General features: G+C 69.3%; 12 protein-coding genes. 11 read left to right on the top strand and 1 reads right to left on the bottom strand.

Going from position 1 to position 16,817, the window contains the following annotated elements:
- Window positions 1–74: 74 nt before the first annotated feature.
- The 10 genes from atpH to F4X11_04810 are packed head-to-tail and all read left to right on the top strand — an operon-like array spanning window position 75 to window position 12,672.
- Window positions 75–620 (top strand): ATP synthase F1 subunit delta, encoded by a 546-nt coding sequence (gene atpH / locus F4X11_04855; GenBank protein MYN64344.1) that lies wholly within the window; start codon window positions 75–77, stop codon window positions 618–620.
- 16 nt (window positions 621–636) lie between these two features.
- Window positions 637–2,166 (top strand): F0F1 ATP synthase subunit alpha, encoded by a 1,530-nt coding sequence (locus tag F4X11_04850; protein MYN64343.1) that lies wholly within the window; start codon window positions 637–639, stop codon window positions 2,164–2,166.
- A gap of 12 nt (window positions 2,167–2,178) precedes the next feature.
- A complete protein-coding gene (atpG, locus tag F4X11_04845; protein ID MYN64342.1) occupies window positions 2,179–3,051 on the top strand; it encodes an ATP synthase F1 subunit gamma in 873 nt (290 codons plus the stop codon).
- Between the two features lie 51 nt (window positions 3,052–3,102).
- Window positions 3,103–4,557: a F0F1 ATP synthase subunit beta gene (gene atpD / locus F4X11_04840; protein MYN64341.1), complete on the top strand. Its 1,455-nt coding sequence runs from the start codon at window positions 3,103–3,105 to the stop codon at window positions 4,555–4,557.
- A 16-nt stretch (window positions 4,558–4,573) separates the two neighbouring features.
- A complete protein-coding gene (locus F4X11_04835; GenBank protein MYN64340.1) occupies window positions 4,574–5,008 on the top strand; it encodes a F0F1 ATP synthase subunit epsilon in 435 nt (144 codons plus the stop codon).
- A 39-nt stretch (window positions 5,009–5,047) separates the two neighbouring features.
- Window positions 5,048–5,845 carry a Stp1/IreP family PP2C-type Ser/Thr phosphatase gene (locus tag F4X11_04830; GenBank protein ID MYN64339.1) on the top strand — a complete coding sequence of 266 codons (798 nt, stop codon included), beginning with the start codon at window positions 5,048–5,050 and terminating at the stop codon, window positions 5,843–5,845.
- Window positions 5,835–6,662 carry an ABC transporter permease gene (locus F4X11_04825; protein ID MYN64338.1) on the top strand — a complete coding sequence of 276 codons (828 nt, stop codon included), beginning with the start codon at window positions 5,835–5,837 and terminating at the stop codon, window positions 6,660–6,662. The genes F4X11_04830 and F4X11_04825 overlap by 11 nt, the downstream gene beginning before the upstream one ends.
- Window positions 6,422–8,014, top strand: coding sequence for an ABC transporter ATP-binding protein (locus F4X11_04820; GenBank protein ID MYN64337.1), 1,593 nt, complete (start codon window positions 6,422–6,424; stop codon window positions 8,012–8,014). Before F4X11_04825 ends, F4X11_04820 begins: the two co-directional genes overlap by 241 nt.
- A 43-nt stretch (window positions 8,015–8,057) precedes the next feature.
- The gene (mfd, locus tag F4X11_04815) at window positions 8,058–11,522 is read left to right on the top strand and encodes a transcription-repair coupling factor (protein ID MYN64336.1); all 3,465 of its coding nucleotides are present in this window, start codon (window positions 8,058–8,060) and stop codon (window positions 11,520–11,522) included.
- Window positions 11,386–12,672, top strand: coding sequence for a hypothetical protein (locus tag F4X11_04810; protein ID MYN64335.1), 1,287 nt, complete (start codon window positions 11,386–11,388; stop codon window positions 12,670–12,672). Before mfd ends, F4X11_04810 begins: the two co-directional genes overlap by 137 nt.
- A gap of 122 nt (window positions 12,673–12,794) precedes the next feature.
- On the opposite strand, the gene F4X11_04805 is transcribed toward F4X11_04810, so the two are convergent.
- On the bottom strand, window positions 12,795–13,724 hold the full coding sequence (locus F4X11_04805; protein MYN64334.1) for a hypothetical protein: 930 nt from the start codon (window positions 13,722–13,724) through the stop codon (window positions 12,795–12,797).
- Between the two features lie 683 nt (window positions 13,725–14,407).
- Between F4X11_04805 and F4X11_04800 the strand changes: the two genes are divergently transcribed.
- The gene (locus tag F4X11_04800; GenBank protein ID MYN64333.1) at window positions 14,408–16,783 is read left to right on the top strand and encodes a hypothetical protein; all 2,376 of its coding nucleotides are present in this window, start codon (window positions 14,408–14,410) and stop codon (window positions 16,781–16,783) included.
- The last annotated feature ends 34 nt before the right edge of the window (window positions 16,784–16,817 follow it).

Here is a 16,817-nt window from a genome sequence, read left to right as displayed (position 1 = left end):
AATGTTATAAAAGGCCGTTTGGCCCACGCTGGTTCAACCCACCTACGTTCCAAACGATCAGGTACTGGCGGAAGATGACGGAACAGGCGGCGGCAAATCGGTACGCGCGGGCGCTGTTCGAGGTCAGCCTCGACAGCGGCGACCCGCGGAGAACCGAAAGGGACGTGGCGGCGTTTCAGCAGCTCGTCGACGGTCACCCGGCGCTGGCGCGCGTGATTCACAACCGGGCAATCTCGACCGTCGCGAAGCGGGCGGTCGTGGAGGCGATTCTCGACAGGACGCCGGAGACGTCACCGGTCGCCCGGCGGCTGCTCCTGATGCTCGCCGAGCGCGGCCGGCTCCACCTGCTGCCGAAGCTGCTGGCGGCGTATCGCGACCGCCTTACGGCGCATCTGGGGATCGTGCGGGCGCGGTTAACGACCGCCGCACCGCTGGACGCGGGGCGCGTGGCGTCCATCACCGAGCGGCTCAAGGCGGCGACCGGCCGGCAGGTAACGCTCGAGACCGCGGTGGACGAGAGTCTCGTGGGCGGCATGGTGACCCGGATCGGCGGCACGATCTTCGACGGCAGCCTCGCGCATCACCTCGACCGTCTCAGGCAGCGCTTCATGACGGCGTGACGGCACCTCAGGACCGATGACAATCAAAGCAGACGAGATTTCCAGGATCATCAAGGAACAGCTCGGCGACTACTCCCTCGACGTCGACGTCGCGGAAGTCGGCACGGTCGTGTCGGTCGGCGACGGCATCGCGCGGCTGCACGGGATCGACCGTGCGATGGCCACCGAGATGCTCGAGTTTCCGCACGGGATATTCGGCATCGCGCTGAACCTCGAGGAAGACGGCGTCGGCGCCGTGCTCCTCGGCGAGTCGACCGAAATCAAGGAAGGCGACACCGTCAAGCGCACGGGCCGGGTCATGTCCGTGCCGGTCGGCGACGCGATGCTCGGCCGCGTGGTGAACGCCCTCGGGCAGCCGCTCGACGGCAAGGGGCCGATCGCCACGGACACGCAGTCCCCGGTCGAGCGCATCGCACCGGGCGTGGTCGACCGCCAGCCGGTCAAGGAACCGCTCCAGACCGGGCTCAAGGCGATCGACGCGATGATCCCCATCGGGCGCGGCCAGCGCGAGCTGATCATCGGCGACCGCCAGACCGGCAAGACCGCGGTCGCGGTCGACACCATCATCAACCAGAAGGGTCTGGACGTCGTCTGCATCTACAACGCCATCGGGCAGAAGCAGTCGACCATCGCGCAGGTGGTCAAGACGCTCGAAGACGAAGGGGCGATGGAGTACACGATCGTGGTCGCGGCCGCCGCGTCGGACCCGGCTCCGCTGCTCTACATCAGCCCGTACTCCGCCTGTGCGCTGGGCGAGTTCTTCCGCGACAGCGGGCGCCACGCGTTGTGCATCTACGACGATCTGTCGAAGCACGCGCAGGCCTACCGGGAGATCTCGTTGCTGTTGCGCCGTCCGCCGGGACGCGAGGCGTTCCCCGGCGATGTGTTCTACCTGCACTCGCGCCTGCTGGAGCGGGCGGCGAAGCTGAGCGCCGAGAACGGCGGCGGCTCGCTCACCGCGCTGCCGATCATCGAGACGCAGGCCGGCGACCTGTCCGCCTACATTCCCACCAACGTCATCTCGATCACGGACGGGCAGATCTTTCTCGAATCCGATCTGTTCCACCAGGGGATCCGGCCGGCGATCAACGTCGGCAACTCGGTGTCGCGCGTCGGCGGGTCGGCGCAGATCAAGGCGATGCGGCAGGTGGCCGGCACGCTGCGCCTCGACCTCGCGCAGTTCCGCGAGCTGCAGGCGTTCGCGCAGTTCGGGAGCGACCTGGACAAGGCGACGCAGCAACAGCTCAATCGCGGCCGCCGGCTGGTGGAAGTGCTGAAGCAGCCGCAGTACGCGCCGCTGCCGGTGGAGCGGCAGGTGCTCGTCATCTTCGCGGGCACGCGAGGCTTCCTGGACGACGTGGCCGAGAGCGATGTCGCCGCGTTCGAGCCGGAGCTGTACCGGTTCATGGAGACCCGGCACGCGGACGTCGTCTCCCGCCTCGTCGCCGACAAGGCGATGAGCAAGGAGTTGGAGGCCGCCGTCGAGGCCGCCATCCGGGAGTTCAGCGAGCAGTTCGTCGCGGCGCGCCAGGGCGCGGCCGCGTAGCGCGGGGGACCGATGCCGTCACTCATCGATCTCCGGCGCAGGATCCGCGCCGTCAAGTCCACCGAACAGATCACGAAGGCGATGAAGACCGTCGCCGCGTCGAAGCTGCGGCGGGCCCAGGATCGCATCGTCGGCGCCCGTCCGTTCGCGCAGTCGATGCGAAGGGTGCTCAGCGACCTGGCGACCCGAACCGGAGAGGCCGCCGCCCATCCGTTGCTGGCTGCGCCCGTGGCGCCCGAGGCGCCGACCCTGCTGTTCGTGGTCACGGCGGACAAGGGTCTGTGCGGCAGCTTCAACTCCAATCTGATTCGACAGGGAGCCACCTTCGCCGTCGAGCCCGATCGCAAGGTCGCGATGGGGCTGGTGGGCCGCAAGGGGCGCGATTTCTTCGTGCGCCGCGGCGTCGACATCCGCTTCGAGATGGTGAACCTCTTCAACGATCTGCGGTACGGCCATGCCGAGGCGATGGCCGAAACCGCGATCGACCAGTACACGTCGGGGGCGGCGTCGGGGGTGTCGATCCTCTACAACGAGTTCAAGAGCGTGATGCAGCAGGAAGTGGTCGTCGACCAGGTGCTGCCGATCCCGACGCTGGACGCATCCGAGGACGAGGAAAACGAGGCGGTGTCGGCGGACTACCTCTTCGAGCCGCCGGCGGAGCGCATCTTCTCGGACCTGCTTCCGCACCACGTGGAGACGCAGTTCTTCCGCGCTCTGCTCGAATCGGCGGCCGCCGAGCACGCGGCCCGGATGACGGCGATGGATGCGGCAACCCGGAACGCCGGCGAGATGATCGACGGGCTGACGCTGCACATGAACAAGGTGAGACAGGCCGCGATCACGCGCGAGTTGATCGAGGTGGTGTCGGGCGCCGAGGCGCTGTAGGCACGCACGGCGGTCAGGAACGGAACAACCACGGATCGGGGGAGCCGGACGATGGCGGACGCGGGTGAAAAGAAGGTCGGACGGGTCGTGGCGGTGATCGGCCCGGTGATCGACGTCGAGTTCGAGGGCGGTTACCTTCCCCCGATCTACAACGCCCTGGAAATCAGGTCGGACTCGGAAGGCGAAGAGCGGGTCGACGTGATTGCCGAGGTCGAGCAGCACCTCGGAGAGGGGCGCGTCCGGGCCGTGGCGATGAAGCCGACCGACGGGATGCAGCGCGGCATGGCCGCCGTCGACATCGGGGCGCCGATCTCCATGCCGGTCGGGCCGCAGACGCTCGGCCGCGTGCTCAACGTTCTGGGCGAGCCGGTCGACTTTCCCGATCGGCCCGTGCAGGCCGAGGAGCGCTGGCCGATTCACCGCGCCGCGCCTAGCCTGGAGGATCAGTCCACCGAGCTCAAGATGTTCGAGACCGGGATCAAGGTCATCGACCTGCTCGAGCCGTACCTGCAGGGGGGCAAGATCGGGCTGTTCGGCGGGGCCGGCGTCGGCAAGACGGTCATCATTCAGGAGCTCATCCACAACATCGCCCTCAAGCACGGCGGCGTGTCCGTGTTCGGCGGCGTCGGCGAGCGGACGCGGGAGGGGAACGACCTCTGGCTCGAGTTCCAGGAGAGCGGCGTCGTCACCCTGAACGATCCCGACAAGTCGCGCGCCGCGCTGATCTACGGTCAGATGACCGAGCCGCCCGGTGCGCGGCTGCGCGTCGGCCTGAGCGCATTGACGGTCGCGGAGTACTTCCGCGACGCCGAGGGCAAGGACGTCCTCCTGTTCATCGACAACATCTTCCGCTTCACGCAGGCGGGCTCGGAGGTCTCCGCGCTGCTCGGCCGGATGCCGTCCGCGGTGGGCTACCAGCCGACGCTGCTGACGGAAATGGGCGCGCTGCAGGAGCGCATCACCTCGACGCGCAAGGGTTCGATCACGTCGGTGCAGGCCATCTACGTGCCCGCGGACGACTACACCGACCCGGCGCCGGCCACGACGTTCGCTCACCTCGACGCGACCACGAACCTGTCGCGCCGCATCGTCGAGCTCGGCATCTACCCGGCGGTCGATCCGCTGGCGTCGACATCGCGCATCCTCGATCCGCGCGTCATCGGCGAGGAGCACTACAGCGTCGCGCGCTCCGTGAAGCAGGTGTTGCAGCGCTACAAGGATCTCCAGGACATCATCGCGATTCTCGGGATCGACGAGCTGTCGGAGGACGACAAGCTCGCCGTCTCGCGCGCTCGGAAGATCGAGAAGTTCCTGTCGCAGCCGTTCTTCGTCGCGCAGCAGTTCACCGGCAAGGAAGGCAAGTACGTGCCGATCGCCGATACGGTCCGCGGGTTCAAGGAGATCGTCGAAGGCAAACACGACAGCCTGCCGGAGCAGGCGTTCTACATGGTCGGCACGATCGAGGAAGCCATCGCCGCCGCCGAAGCGCAGTCCACGGCCGCGTAGCCGGAGCCCGGAACCGATGCCGCTGCCGCCGCACCTGACCATCGAGATCGTGACCCCGGATCGCGCGATCGTCCACGAGACGGTCGATGAAGTCCGCCTTCCGGGAGCCGAGGGCTACCTGGGCGTGCTCCCGGGACATACGCCGCTGCTCGTGACGCTCCAGGTCGGTGAGATCTGGTTCCGGCGGGGGTCCGAGAAGACCTGGCTGCACGCCGCGTTCGGCTTCGCGGAGATTCTGCCCGACCGGATCCGGATTCTCGCGCGGACGGCGGAGCGCGCCGACGAGATCGACCTCGAGCGTGCCGAGGCGGCCGCGAGCCGCGCCCGGGAGCGACTCGCGACGACGACCGGCGACGTGGACTTCGAGCGGGCGCGGATAGCGCTGCTGAAGTCGCTGTCCCGCCTGCAGGTGGCCCGCCGCATCGGCATGCGAGCCGCGGGGAGGCGATGATTCGCGGCGGCTGACGCCGGCCGCTGGGCGCGCCGCCAGGTGCGTGGCCGGCATCCGGTGTGGGTGTTCTGGTTTCAGATGCGACTGACCTGCGCCGCCCGTACCGATCCAGGCCGCCGGCGCGAGAACAACGAGGACAGCTTCTGCACCCGGGAGGACCTCGGTCTCTTCATCGTGGCCGACGGGATGGGCGGCCACGTCGCGGGCGAGATCGCTTCCCGTCTCGTGGTCCAGGAGGTCGAACGATTCGTGGCGGCAACCCCTTCCGCCGCCACGGCGCATGCGCCGGCCCCAGGCGGCACGAGTAGCGCCGGCGACCGCCTGGGGGCCGCCCTGGTCGAGGCGAATCGGTTACTGGCCACCCGGATCGCCGAGGATGCCGCCCTCGATGGCATGGCCACGACCGCCGTGGCGCTGCTCTCCGAGGCCGGGGACATCGCCCTCGCGCACGTCGGCGACAGCCGCGCGTACCTCTGGCGCGGAGGACATCTGACACAGCTCACCAGGGACCATTCCTGGGTCGAGGAACAGGTGCGGGCCGGGCGGTTGACGGAGGAGGCGGCGCGGCGACATCCCTGGAGGCACGTCGTGACGCGCGCCGTTTCCGGCGGTACCGAACTCGAAGTCGAGGTTTCCGCCCTCGCGCTCGAACCCGGTGACAGGATCCTGCTCTGCTCGGACGGGTTGTCGACGGTCGTAGCGGACGGGGGAATCGCCGAGGCGCTCGGAATGGATCGACCGTCGCACGAGGCCTGCGACGAGCTGGTGCGACGAGCCAACACCGCGGGCGGGCCGGACAACGTGACGGTCGTACTAATCGAGGCCCATGCTGAATAATCTGTGGCGGCTGTTCGGGTACCGCGTCCTGATCCAGACGCTGGTCGTGCGCGAGCTCAAGGCGCGCTACCGGGGCTCGGTGCTGGGCTTCTTCTGGTCGTTCGCCAACCCGCTGCTGCTGCTGCTCGTGTACACCTTCGTCTTCTCCGTCCTGCTCCCGTCCCGCTTCGACGGCGTCGAGGACAACTACGCGCTGTTTCTCTTCTGCGGCCTGCTGCCGTGGACGTGGTTCACCTCCGCGCTCACGGAGTCGTCCAACGCGCTGCTCGCCAACGGGAACCTGATCAAGAAAGTGCTCTTTCCGGCCGAGGTGCTGCCGGTGGTGGCCGTGCTGGCCAACATGGTGCATTTCTTTCTGGCGCTGCCGATACTGTTCATCGCCCTCGCGCTGTTCTCGAATACGCCGCCCGGTTTGACGGAGCTGCTGTGGTTTCCGGCCGTGATCGCCGTGCAGCTCATCCTCACGCTCGGATTCGGCCTGATGCTGGCCGCGCTCACGGTGCACTTCCGGGACATCAAGGACCTGCTGGGGAATCTCCTGACCCTCTGGTTCTTCGCGACGCCGATTCTCTACCCGTGGACCGTGGTCACGTCGCGCGGGCCCTCCATCGGCGGCCTGCCGCCCGCGGGCAAGGTGCTCATGGACATCAACCCCTTCGCCCATATCGCCATCTCGTACCAGGAGATCCTGTTCTTCGACGGACCGTTCGGGCACTGGAAGTGGCTGCTCGCGCTGGCCCTGGGCGGTGTCGCGTTGTTCCTGGCCGGCTACGCGCTCTTCGATCGGTTGCGGGACTCTTTCGCGGAGGAAGTGTGACCGGCCCCGCGATCGCGTTGCGCGACGTGACGAAGCTGTACCGCCGGTACGCCTACCGGCGCCAGTTCTCCACGCTCAAGAGCGCCCTGCTCAAGGGAAGCCTGGCCAGCGAGCTCGAGCCGAGCGAGGTGCTGCGCGCCGTCGACGGCGTGTCGCTGGACGTGTCCCCGGGCACTACCGTCGGCCTGATCGGACGCAACGGCTCGGGCAAGAGCACGTTGCTCAAGCTGGTGGCCGGCATCACCAAGCCGACCACCGGGACGGTGGACGTGCGGGGGCGGATCTCGGCTCTGATCGAGCTCGGCGCCGGGTTTCACCCGGAGATTTCGGGCCGCGAGAACATCTTCATCAACGGGGTGATGCTGGGACTGACCAAACGCGAGATCGCCAGGCGTTTCGACGAGATCGTGGAGTTCGCCGAGGTCGAGGACTTCATCGATTCGCCGGTAAAGACCTATTCCTCCGGCATGTACATGCGGCTCGGCTTCGCGGTGGCGGTCCACGTCGACCCGGACGTGTTGCTCATCGACGAGGTGCTCGCGGTCGGCGACGAGGGTTTCAGCCTGAAGTGCCTCGACAAGTTCGCCGAGTTCAAGCGCCGCGGCAAGACGATTCTGCTGGTGACGCACGGACTGGGCCTGGTTCAACGCTACTGTGACGAGGCGGTCTGGGTGGATGCCGGACGCATCCGCGGCCAGGGCGACCCGCGCCGCGTCGTGCACACCTACACGACCGACGTCGCCAGGAACGAGGAGCATGCGATCGCCTCGGCGGACCGGAAGGCGCTGGCGGCCACCGAGGCGTCCGGCGACGACGCGGACGACACGCCGGACGACTCTGCGGTCCCGCCGCTGGACACGGAGGAGCCGCCCGCCGACATGTTCCAGGCCGCGCAGGGGCGCTGGGGCGCGGGCCCGGTGCGCATCGACCGCGTCGCCCTCGAACGCGACGGAGCCGAAGCGCATGTCTTCCAGAGCGGCGACCGGCTCGCAATCCGGCTCGGGGTGAGCACGTCCGAGCCGGTGCGCGACTTCGTTTTCGGGATCAGCATCTTCAATGCCGAGGGGGTGTGCTGCTACGGCACGAACACGGACATCGACGAGTTCGAGCCGGTCGAGCTGTCGGGCGCCGGCGAGGTGATCTTCGACATCGACAGCCTCGATCTCGTCGAAGGCACCTACAAGCTCGACGTGGCGGCCCACACGCGCAACGGACTGCAGTACGACTACCATCGGCTGCTCCACACGTTCCGCGTGAAGTCCCATACGAAGGACGCCGGGATCTACCGTCCCCGTCATCGGTGGTCGTTCAGCTCGGGTGTCCGCCTCGCGCCGCATCCCATGAGTAGGTAGAATCAAGGGTTCGGCGTCGATTCCGCGCCGCCATATCACCACCTTGCCGCCGACCACCGCGTCGCTGACGCTTCGCGCCCTGCTGCACGACTCGGCCGCCCGCGCCGGTCTGGGGGGCAGCTCGTCGTCCGGCGGGTCGATCAGCGGTCTGACGCCGCCGGCGCAGGCGCTGGCTGCCGCCGTGCTCGCCGGCGGCGGGCCGGTGGTGGTCGTGGTTCCGGGAGATGCGGCCGTCGACGGGATGGTGACCGATGCCCGGTTCTTCCTGGCTGGGCTCGAGGGGCTCGCGCGCGGCGATGTCGAGCGGGGTGTGCTTCCGTTTTCGTCGCCGGAGGTGGACCCGTACCGCGGCATGACGCCGCACCTGGACGTCGCCTCCTCCCGCGCGCGGGCCCTGGCGGGGATGGCCCTGGGCCAGGCGCGGATCGTCGTCGCCTCGGCGGTGTCGCTTCTGCCGCGCATCAGCCCGCCGGACCGGCTCCTGCTCGCAGCCGTGGATCTCCGGCTCGGCGGCTCGTACTCCCCTGTGGACCTGGCCGATCGGCTCGTCGACGCCGGGTTCACGCGCCGCGACCCGGTCGAGGCCCACGGGGAGTTTTGCGGACGCGGCGGTGTGGTCGACATGTTCCCGGCGGGGGAGACTTTCCCGATCCGGGCCGAATTCGTCGGGGACAACATCGAGTCGCTCCGCCGCTTCGATCCGGCGACGCAGCGCTCGGTGGCCTCCCTGGACCACGTGGCCGTCCGGCCCCTCACCGAACAGCTCGAGCGCGTGGCAGGAGGCGGCGGTCTGGAGCAGGACGAGTCCCCGACGGATCGCAGCGGGACTTTCGACGACTACGTCCGTCGCGCGTCGGCCCGTTTCGTGGTCACCGAACCGTCGGAGGTCGCGGATCGCCTGCGACAGGCGGCAGAGCAGATTCGGGCGAGCTACGCGGACGCCGCCGCGCGCGACGATCCGGCCCCGCCGCCCGCGACGCTGCAGGTGGACGACGGGGAGGCGGCCGCCTGGCTCGCCGGCGCCACGACGCTGGACGCGCTCGAGATCGGCGAGCCGTTGCCGGACGGCGCGGCGCCCGCCGGCCACCGGCACGTGGCCTGCCAGCCGGCGGTGGAGTTCCGCGGGCGGCTTCGCGATTGGGTGGCCGACGTCGAGCGCGCGCGCGACCGGCAGGACGTGCAGGTATTCGTCGCCGAGACCGCCGGCCGCGCCGAGCGCATCGTGGAGCTGTTGGGCGAGCACGGACTGGTCGGCGTTCCGATCGAGGGCGCGGAGGAGACGACATCCGCGACGGTACTGGTCACCACCGGCGTGCTCTCCCGCGGATTCCGGTTGCCCGCGGCCCGGCTGCAAATCTACGCCGAGACCGATCTCTTCGAGGCCGAGCACGTCGTGCGCCATCAGCGACGCTCGGTCGCGAGGTCGTTCCTCTCGGACTTCCGCGATCTGAAGGTCGGCGATCACGTCGTGCACGTCGACCACGGGGTGGGCGAGTTCGTCGGTCTGCGGCAACTCACCGTTCCCGAGACGCGCGGCCGGCACGAGTTCGTGGAGCTTCGCTATGCCCGCGGCGACAAGCTGTTCGTGCCGGTCGAGCAGCTCGATCTGCTGCAGAAGTACACGGGTTCCGCCCACCCGACGCTGGATCGGTTGGGCGGAACGACCTGGGAGAAGGCGAAGACGCGCGTCCGGAAGTCGATGCGCGACATGACGGACGAGCTTCTCAAGCTGTACGCGGCCAGGCAGGCGCTGCCCGGTCACGCGTTCGGCGCCGACACGCACTGGCAAGAGGAGTTCGAAGCGGCGTTCGAGTACGAGCTGACTCCCGATCAGCGGACCGCGCTGGCGGACATCAAGCGGGACATGGAGCAGCCGTCGACGATGGACCGGCTCCTGTGCGGCGACGTCGGCTACGGCAAGACCGAGGTCGCGCTGCGGGCGGCGTTCAAGGCCCTGATGGACGGCAAGCAGGTGGCGGTGCTGACCCCGACGACGGTCCTCGCCTTCCAGCACGGGGAGACCATCCGCGAGCGCTTTGCGTCGTTTCCGGTCCGCGTCGCCGTGCTCAGCCGCTTTCTGAGCCGCGCCGAGCAGAAGGCGGCGCTGGCCGACCTTCAGTCGGGCAAGGTGGACCTGATCGTCGGGACCCATCGCCTGCTGTCCAAGGACGTGAAGTTTCGCGACTTCGGACTGCTGATAGTCGACGAGGAGCAGCGCTTCGGGGTGGCCCACAAGGAGCGCATCAAGCAGATGCGACGCCATGTCGACGTGCTGACGCTGACGGCGACGCCGATTCCGCGCACCCTCAACATGTCGCTTGCCGGAATCCGGGACATGTCGGTCATCGAGACGCCGCCGAAGGACCGCATGGCGATCCAGACCAGCGTGGTGCGGTTCGATCCGCAGGTGATCGCGCGGGCCATCCGCACCGAGCTCGACCGTGGCGGACAGGTCTACGTGGTGCACAACCGCGTGGAGTCGATCGACTCGATCGCCGGGCTGATCGGGCGACTGGTGCCGGAGGCGCGGCTCGCCGTCGCTCACGGCCAGACCAGCGAGATGGCGCTGGAGAAGACGATGGTGGCCTTCGTGGCGCACGAGTACGACATCCTCGTCGCGACCACGATCATCGAGAACGGTCTCGACATCCCGAACGTCAACACCATCGTCGTCAACCATGCGGAGCGCTACGGCCTGGCCCAGCTCTACCAGTTGCGGGGACGGGTCGGTCGTTCCGACCGCCGCGCCTACGCCTACCTGGTCGTCCCGGCCGACAACACGCTGTCCCCGGTGGCGCGGCAGCGCCTCTCGGCCATCCGCGAGTTCAGCGAGCTCGGCAGCGGCTTCCGCGTCGCCGCCCTCGACCTGGAGATTCGCGGGGCCGGCAACCTCCTGGGCGCACAGCAGAGCGGACACATCGAAGCGATCGGTTTCGACATGTACGTCAAGCTGCTCGAGCAGACCGTCCGCGAGCTGCAGGGGGAAGAGGTGCGCGACGAACGCCGGGCGCGCATCAGTCTCGGCATCGACCTGCGGATCGACGAGGGCTACGTCACGGAAACCGATCAGCGGCTCGCCGTGTACCGCAAGGTCGCCACCGCGGCCGACGAGCCGGCGCTGGCGGCGGCCCTCGAAGAAGTGAGCGACCGCTACGGACCCTTGCACCCGTCCCTGGTCCGCCTCGCGGAGTACGGCCGCGCCCGGGTGCGAGCGAGCCAGCTCGGCGTGGAGGCGATCGACCGGGAAGCGTCGCGGCTCGTCATAAGGTTCGGGGGCGATGCCCGGATCGATCCGGGGCGCCTGGTCGATCTCGTGCGCTCGCGTCCGGGTCTCGCCCTGACGCCGGCCGGCGTCCTGCGGCTCGATCTCGATGCCGCCGGCCGGTCCGGCGCCCCGCAGGCTGTGGGGAACCGGCCCGGCGCCCGCGATTCGCCGGCCGTGGGCGGGGACCTCGACCTGCTGGCGCGGGTCAACGCGTGGCTCGACGATCTCGGCGATGCCGGGTGACGGTTACACTTGCAGCAACGGCCCGGTGCCGGGGAGAGGAACCATGGTGCAGAAGTCGACACGGTGTGGATGGTGGTTCGCGCTCGGCGCCGCGGGCGCGGCGCTCGCCGCCCCGGCGGCGGCGCAGACGCTGGGCGGGACGTCTCCGGACACGGCGACGGGCATCGTCCTGGAACGCATTCTCGTGAAGGTCAACGGTGACATCATCACGCAGACCGAGCTGGAAGAGCGGCAGGTCGGCCTGATACGCCAACGCGGTCTGCAGCCGCGCAGCGATGCGGAGCTCGTCCAGGCGTTGCGGGAGCTGACGCCCGAGGTGATCTCCGGCGCAGTCGACGAGCTGCTGCTGATCCAGCGGGCGCGGGAGCTCGGCTACCAGTTCACCGACGAGCAGTTCGACGAGATACTCGGCGATCTCATGGCGGAGAACGGATTCGAGACCGAGGAGCAGTTCCAGGACGCCTTGAACCAGTCGGAGGGAATGACCCTCGATGACCTGCGGCGTGTCATGGAACGCCAGATCCTGATCAATCAGGTCCAGCAGATCGAGGTGCTGGGAACGGTCACGCTCACCGAGGTGGAGGCGCGCGAGCACTACGAGGCCAACATCGCCGAATACACGGCGCCCGCCACGGTGACCATGCGCGAGATTCTGATTCGCGTGCCGGAGGGCCTCGGCGGTGCGGGCGTCGCCGCCGGCGATCAGGCCCGGCGGGATGCGGAAGAGGCCCGGCAGCGGGTGATCGACGGAGAGGAATTCGAGCTGATCGCGATTGCCGTGTCCGACGCCGCGTCGAAGGCGAACGGCGGCTTGATTGGTCCCATCGACGTGTCGCTGCTCAGCGGCACGCTGCTGGACGCGCTTGCCGAGATCGACGTCGGCGACGTCACCGAGCCCATCCGCACGTCGCTCGGCTACCAGGTGTTGAGGCTCGAGGCCTGGACGCAGCCCGAACCGACACCCTTCGAGGAAGTGCGGGACAGGATCTCGGAGAACGTGTTCAACGACCGCCGCCTGGCGGAATACGCAAGGTACCTGGATAACCTGCGTGCCGAGGCCGACTTCGAATGGAAGGACGACCAGGTCAGGCAGGCGTTCGACGACTACCAGGTGGTCCGGGCGGCGAGGCTCGCGGACGGCGGCGAGTGAATCGAATCAACGCGAGGAAGGGAACAGTCGGACGGCAGACGGGCGGGCGGCGAGCGGCCGGCAGGCCGCGCTCACGGTCGCTGCCGTAAGTCGCGGCCTGCCGGTCCTGCGAGCGGGAACCTTCACGGTTCGTTGGTCGGAACGGCGCCTGGCAGCCCCGGCGGTCGAGCCGTCTCCACCAGCTCGGCGACGTCGGTCGGCTGCGGCTGCGTGGAGCGGTTCTCCGGTTCGATCCCCGACCCGTCTGCCAGCGGTCCCGGGGCCTCCGAACGCGAGGCTTCTCCGGCGGCCGGCTCCTCCGCAGCCGCCGGCCGTCCGAGAGCGTCCGCCGGTGACTCGTTCACAGGTGACGAGAGCGAAGCCGCCGGTACTCCCGTCACCGGGGGCGGCGCAATATTCTCCGACTCGCTGCCGGCGAGCTCCACAGCCGGCCCCGGAGCCTCGGCCGGACCGGAAGCGGCGCTGTTCGGCTGCAGCGAATCGGGACTGCCGCCGCTCTGCGGGATGACAGGCTCGCCGGCCGCGGACGCAGCCTCCGGCTCCGACGCCGGACCCGCGGCGCCGCCGTTGTCGATCCCGCCCCGCATGGCGCCCGGCGCCGTGGCGCCGGTGGCGTTCGCGGAATCGTCGAGCGCCGGGAGGTCGGCTTCCACCAGCCTCGTGAGCTCCGTCGTGATCTCACGCGAAATCTCGCCCATCCGCACCAGCGCGATTTGTCCGACCGCCTCGCGAATCGGTTCGAACACCTCGGTCAGATCCAGCTCGACGCGGTTGCCGCTCTCCCGGACCTCCCGAAGCTCGGCGATCTGCTGCTCGAGCGCGAGAATGCGCTCCTGCGCGTCCAACTGCTGCTGCAGAAGGTTGCTCTGATCGAGCTGCATCTTGTTGGCGTTGAGCAGATAGCCGGTGCCGAATGCGCCGCCGAGGGCGATCACCAGCAACAGAAACTGAAGCAGGAACCGCTGGAACCCCGACGACTTCGGAGGCGGAGCGGCGGGCTTGCGGGGGGTGGGCGCGGTTGCGGGACGGACCGGGTTGACTCCCCGATCCATTGGCGGATCCGCTGGCGGTTTGGTCGACATCGTTGCCCTCCTGACGGGTTTGGACGACGGCGCCCGAAGGATGGCTGGTACGATGCCTCCCTGGATCCCCGACGCATTGGCAGTCGGGGGGCGCTCGGGCGCCAACAATCGCTACACGCTTCAAACCGGAGCACCCCTAACGGCCTGGGAGTTGCCGTTTTCGGGAAGGCAGGCTACGAACAATCTGGCAGTGCTTCCATTATAGAGGTGGTTGCGATGTTGTCAAGGAACAGGAGGTGGTTGCGACGCTTGTCAAGGCCGGTCGCCGGCCTCGATCGGCTGTCGGCGTGGTCCGAGATGCCCGCCGCTGGTCGCCGGCCTGTCCAGCCGCCCCTGAAGAGATTCCTCGACCGGCCACGATTTGGGCTTGACCCCGGCAACGGGCGTACCCATAATGCTCATAGCGGGCAACCGGTCAGTGCCCGTCCATCCATGTAGACGGCTACTCCCAAGCCAGTCTTCATTCGGCGTGCGTCGCCCAACCATGTTGGGAGCGGCGCGTTGATGGAGCGCGGGTCCGTTGACGGACCTGCCCCGGAAATCGCCCGGCGTCGTCCCGGTGCGGGACGTCGGCGGACGAATACCGGATGGCTTGTGCCACGCGCTACGCGGCAGCAACTCGGATCTGCGGTGGCGATTCAAGGAGTAGTGTGATGCAGAACCAGACAGGAGCTCGACGAGGGAGGCCCGGCCCGACCTGCGCGATCAGGTGGTGGGCCGCCCTTCTGACGTGCGTGGTCGGCGCGGCGGCGACCGCGGCGGCGGCGAACCCGGAGGCGACCTACCGTTGGCACGGCGAGCTCGTGGCGCTCGACGAAGCCGCCGGAACGGTGACCGTGAAGTCGCCGGCGGCCGATCCGGACGGGCTGGCGTCGCTCGAAGAGGCGCGCGCCGGCGACCGCATCCTGATTACCTGGTCGGGCGCCGAGAACCGGGCGGGCGCAATTCGCATGGCGGTGCCCTACGCCGGTGCGGATCCCGCGCCGGTGGCAGTGCAGGAGGCCGTCGAGGCCGACGGCGACGCTGCGGCCGCGGAGGAGTCCGCGCGCTTCCTGTCGGCGAAGTTCGTGGCAGTCGATGCCGGCGACGCGCATCTCACCTTCGAGGCGCCGCTGCCTGCGGGGAGCCTCGGGAAGGTGCGGTCGCTGACCCGCGGCGCACGGATCACGGCCACGACGACCAGCGGCGGGGCGGAGGCGGACGCGAGGTTGCTGTCGATCGCGGCCTACAACCCGTCTCCCGAGTGGCGTCCGTCGCCGCAGCGAGGGGCGACCTACCGGTGGCAGGGCGAGCTGGTCTCACTCGACGAGGCGACGGGGACCCTGACGGTGAAGGCCCGCGTGGCGTCGCAGACCGGTCTGGCCGCGGTGGCCGGCGCGAAGTCGGGCGAGCCCATCGTCATCAACTGGTCGGGCTTCGAGAGCCGGGCGAGCGGGATCCGCAGCGCGATGCCGGATGACGGTTCGGGCCTGTGGGGCAGCAACCGCTTCCTGCTGCGGGCCACGTTCGTGGAGGCCGACGATACGGGCCGCTACCTGACCTTCGAGACCGCGGTGCCCACACAGAGCCGGGCGACGGTGCGGTCGCTGACGCGCGGCGCCTGGGCGAGCGTGACGTCGCCGCACCACCCGTCGGACGGGTCGCCCGCCGTGCTGTCAGTGGACGCGTACGTGGCGTCGCGGGAGCGCCGTCCGGCGCCGCTGCCGGGCGCGAGCTACCGCTGGGACGCGGAGTTGCTGGCCCTCGACGAGTCGACCGGCACGGTGACGGTGAAGTCGCGCGTGGCCTCGCCTGCGGGTCTGGCGGCGGTGGCCGGTGCGAAGTCGGGGGCGCCGATCGTCATCACCTGGTCCGGCTACGGGAGCCGGGCGAGCGGGATCCGCGCTGCGATGCCGGACGACGATTCGGGTCTGTGGGGCAGCAACCGCTTTCTGCTGCGAGCGGCGTTCGTGGAGACCGACGAAACCGGACGCTACCTGACCTTCAAGACCAGGGTGCCCGCGGAGAGCCTGGCGACGCTGCGGTCGCTGACCCGCGGCTCCTGGGCGAGCGTGCGGTCGCCGCACCACCCGTCGGACGAGTCGGCCGCCGTGCTGGCGGTCGATTCCTACGTGCCGCTTCGGGACCGCCGGCCGGCACCGCTGCCGGGCGCGACCTATCGCTGGGACGGCGAGCTGGTTTCGCTCGACGAATCGACCGGCACGGTGACGGTGAAGTCGCGCGTGGCCTCGCCTGCGGGTCTGGCGGCGGTGGCCGGCGCGGAGTCCGGGGCGCCGATCGTCATCACCTGGTCCGGCTACGAGAGCCGGGCGAGCGGGATCCGGTCCGCGATGCCGGACGACGGCTCGGGTCTGTGGGGCAGCAACCGCTTCCTGTTGCGGGCGACTCTCGTGAAAGCCGACGACGCCGGGCGCTACCTGACCTTCAAGACGAAGGTGCCGGCGGGGAGCCTGGCGACGGTGCGGTCGCTGACGCGCGGCTCCTGGGCGAGGGTGACGTCGCCGCATCATCCGGCGGGCGAAACCCGATCGGTGATGGCCGTCAACGCGTACGTGCCGTCGCCGGAGCGCCGGCCGGCGCCGTCCCCGGGCGCGACCTATCGCTGGGACGGCGAGCTCGTTTCCCTCGATGAGGCCAGCGGCACGCTGCGGGTCCGGTCGCGCGTAGCGTCGCCAGCGGGTCTCGCGGCGGTCACGGATGCGCGGGCCGGCGCGCCCATCGTCATCACGTGGTCCGGATACGACAGCCAGGCCAACGGGATCCGGACCGCGATGCCGGACGACGGCTCGGGTCTGTGGGGCAGCAACCGCTTCCTGTTGCGGGCGACTTTCGTGGAGGCCGACGAAGCGGGGCGGTACCTGACCTTCGAGGTCGCGGTACCCGAGGCGAGCCTGGAGGCGGTCCGCGCGCTGGCGCAGGGCGCCTGGACAAGCGTCACGTCTCCGCACCACCCGGCCGACGCGGCGCCGGCGGTGATGGCCGTCACCGCGTACGCCGCCTCGGCGACGTTGGATTCGGCCGCACAGTAGCTCGGCGCCGGGGCCGGCTGTTCCTTGGCAGCCG

This window comes from Acidobacteriota bacterium, from assembly GCA_009861545.1.
Classification (GTDB): Bacteria; Acidobacteriota; Vicinamibacteria; order Vicinamibacterales; family UBA8438; genus WTFV01.
The sequence above is the reverse complement of the archived record's forward strand: the minus strand, read 5'-3'. Positions and strand labels throughout refer to the sequence as shown.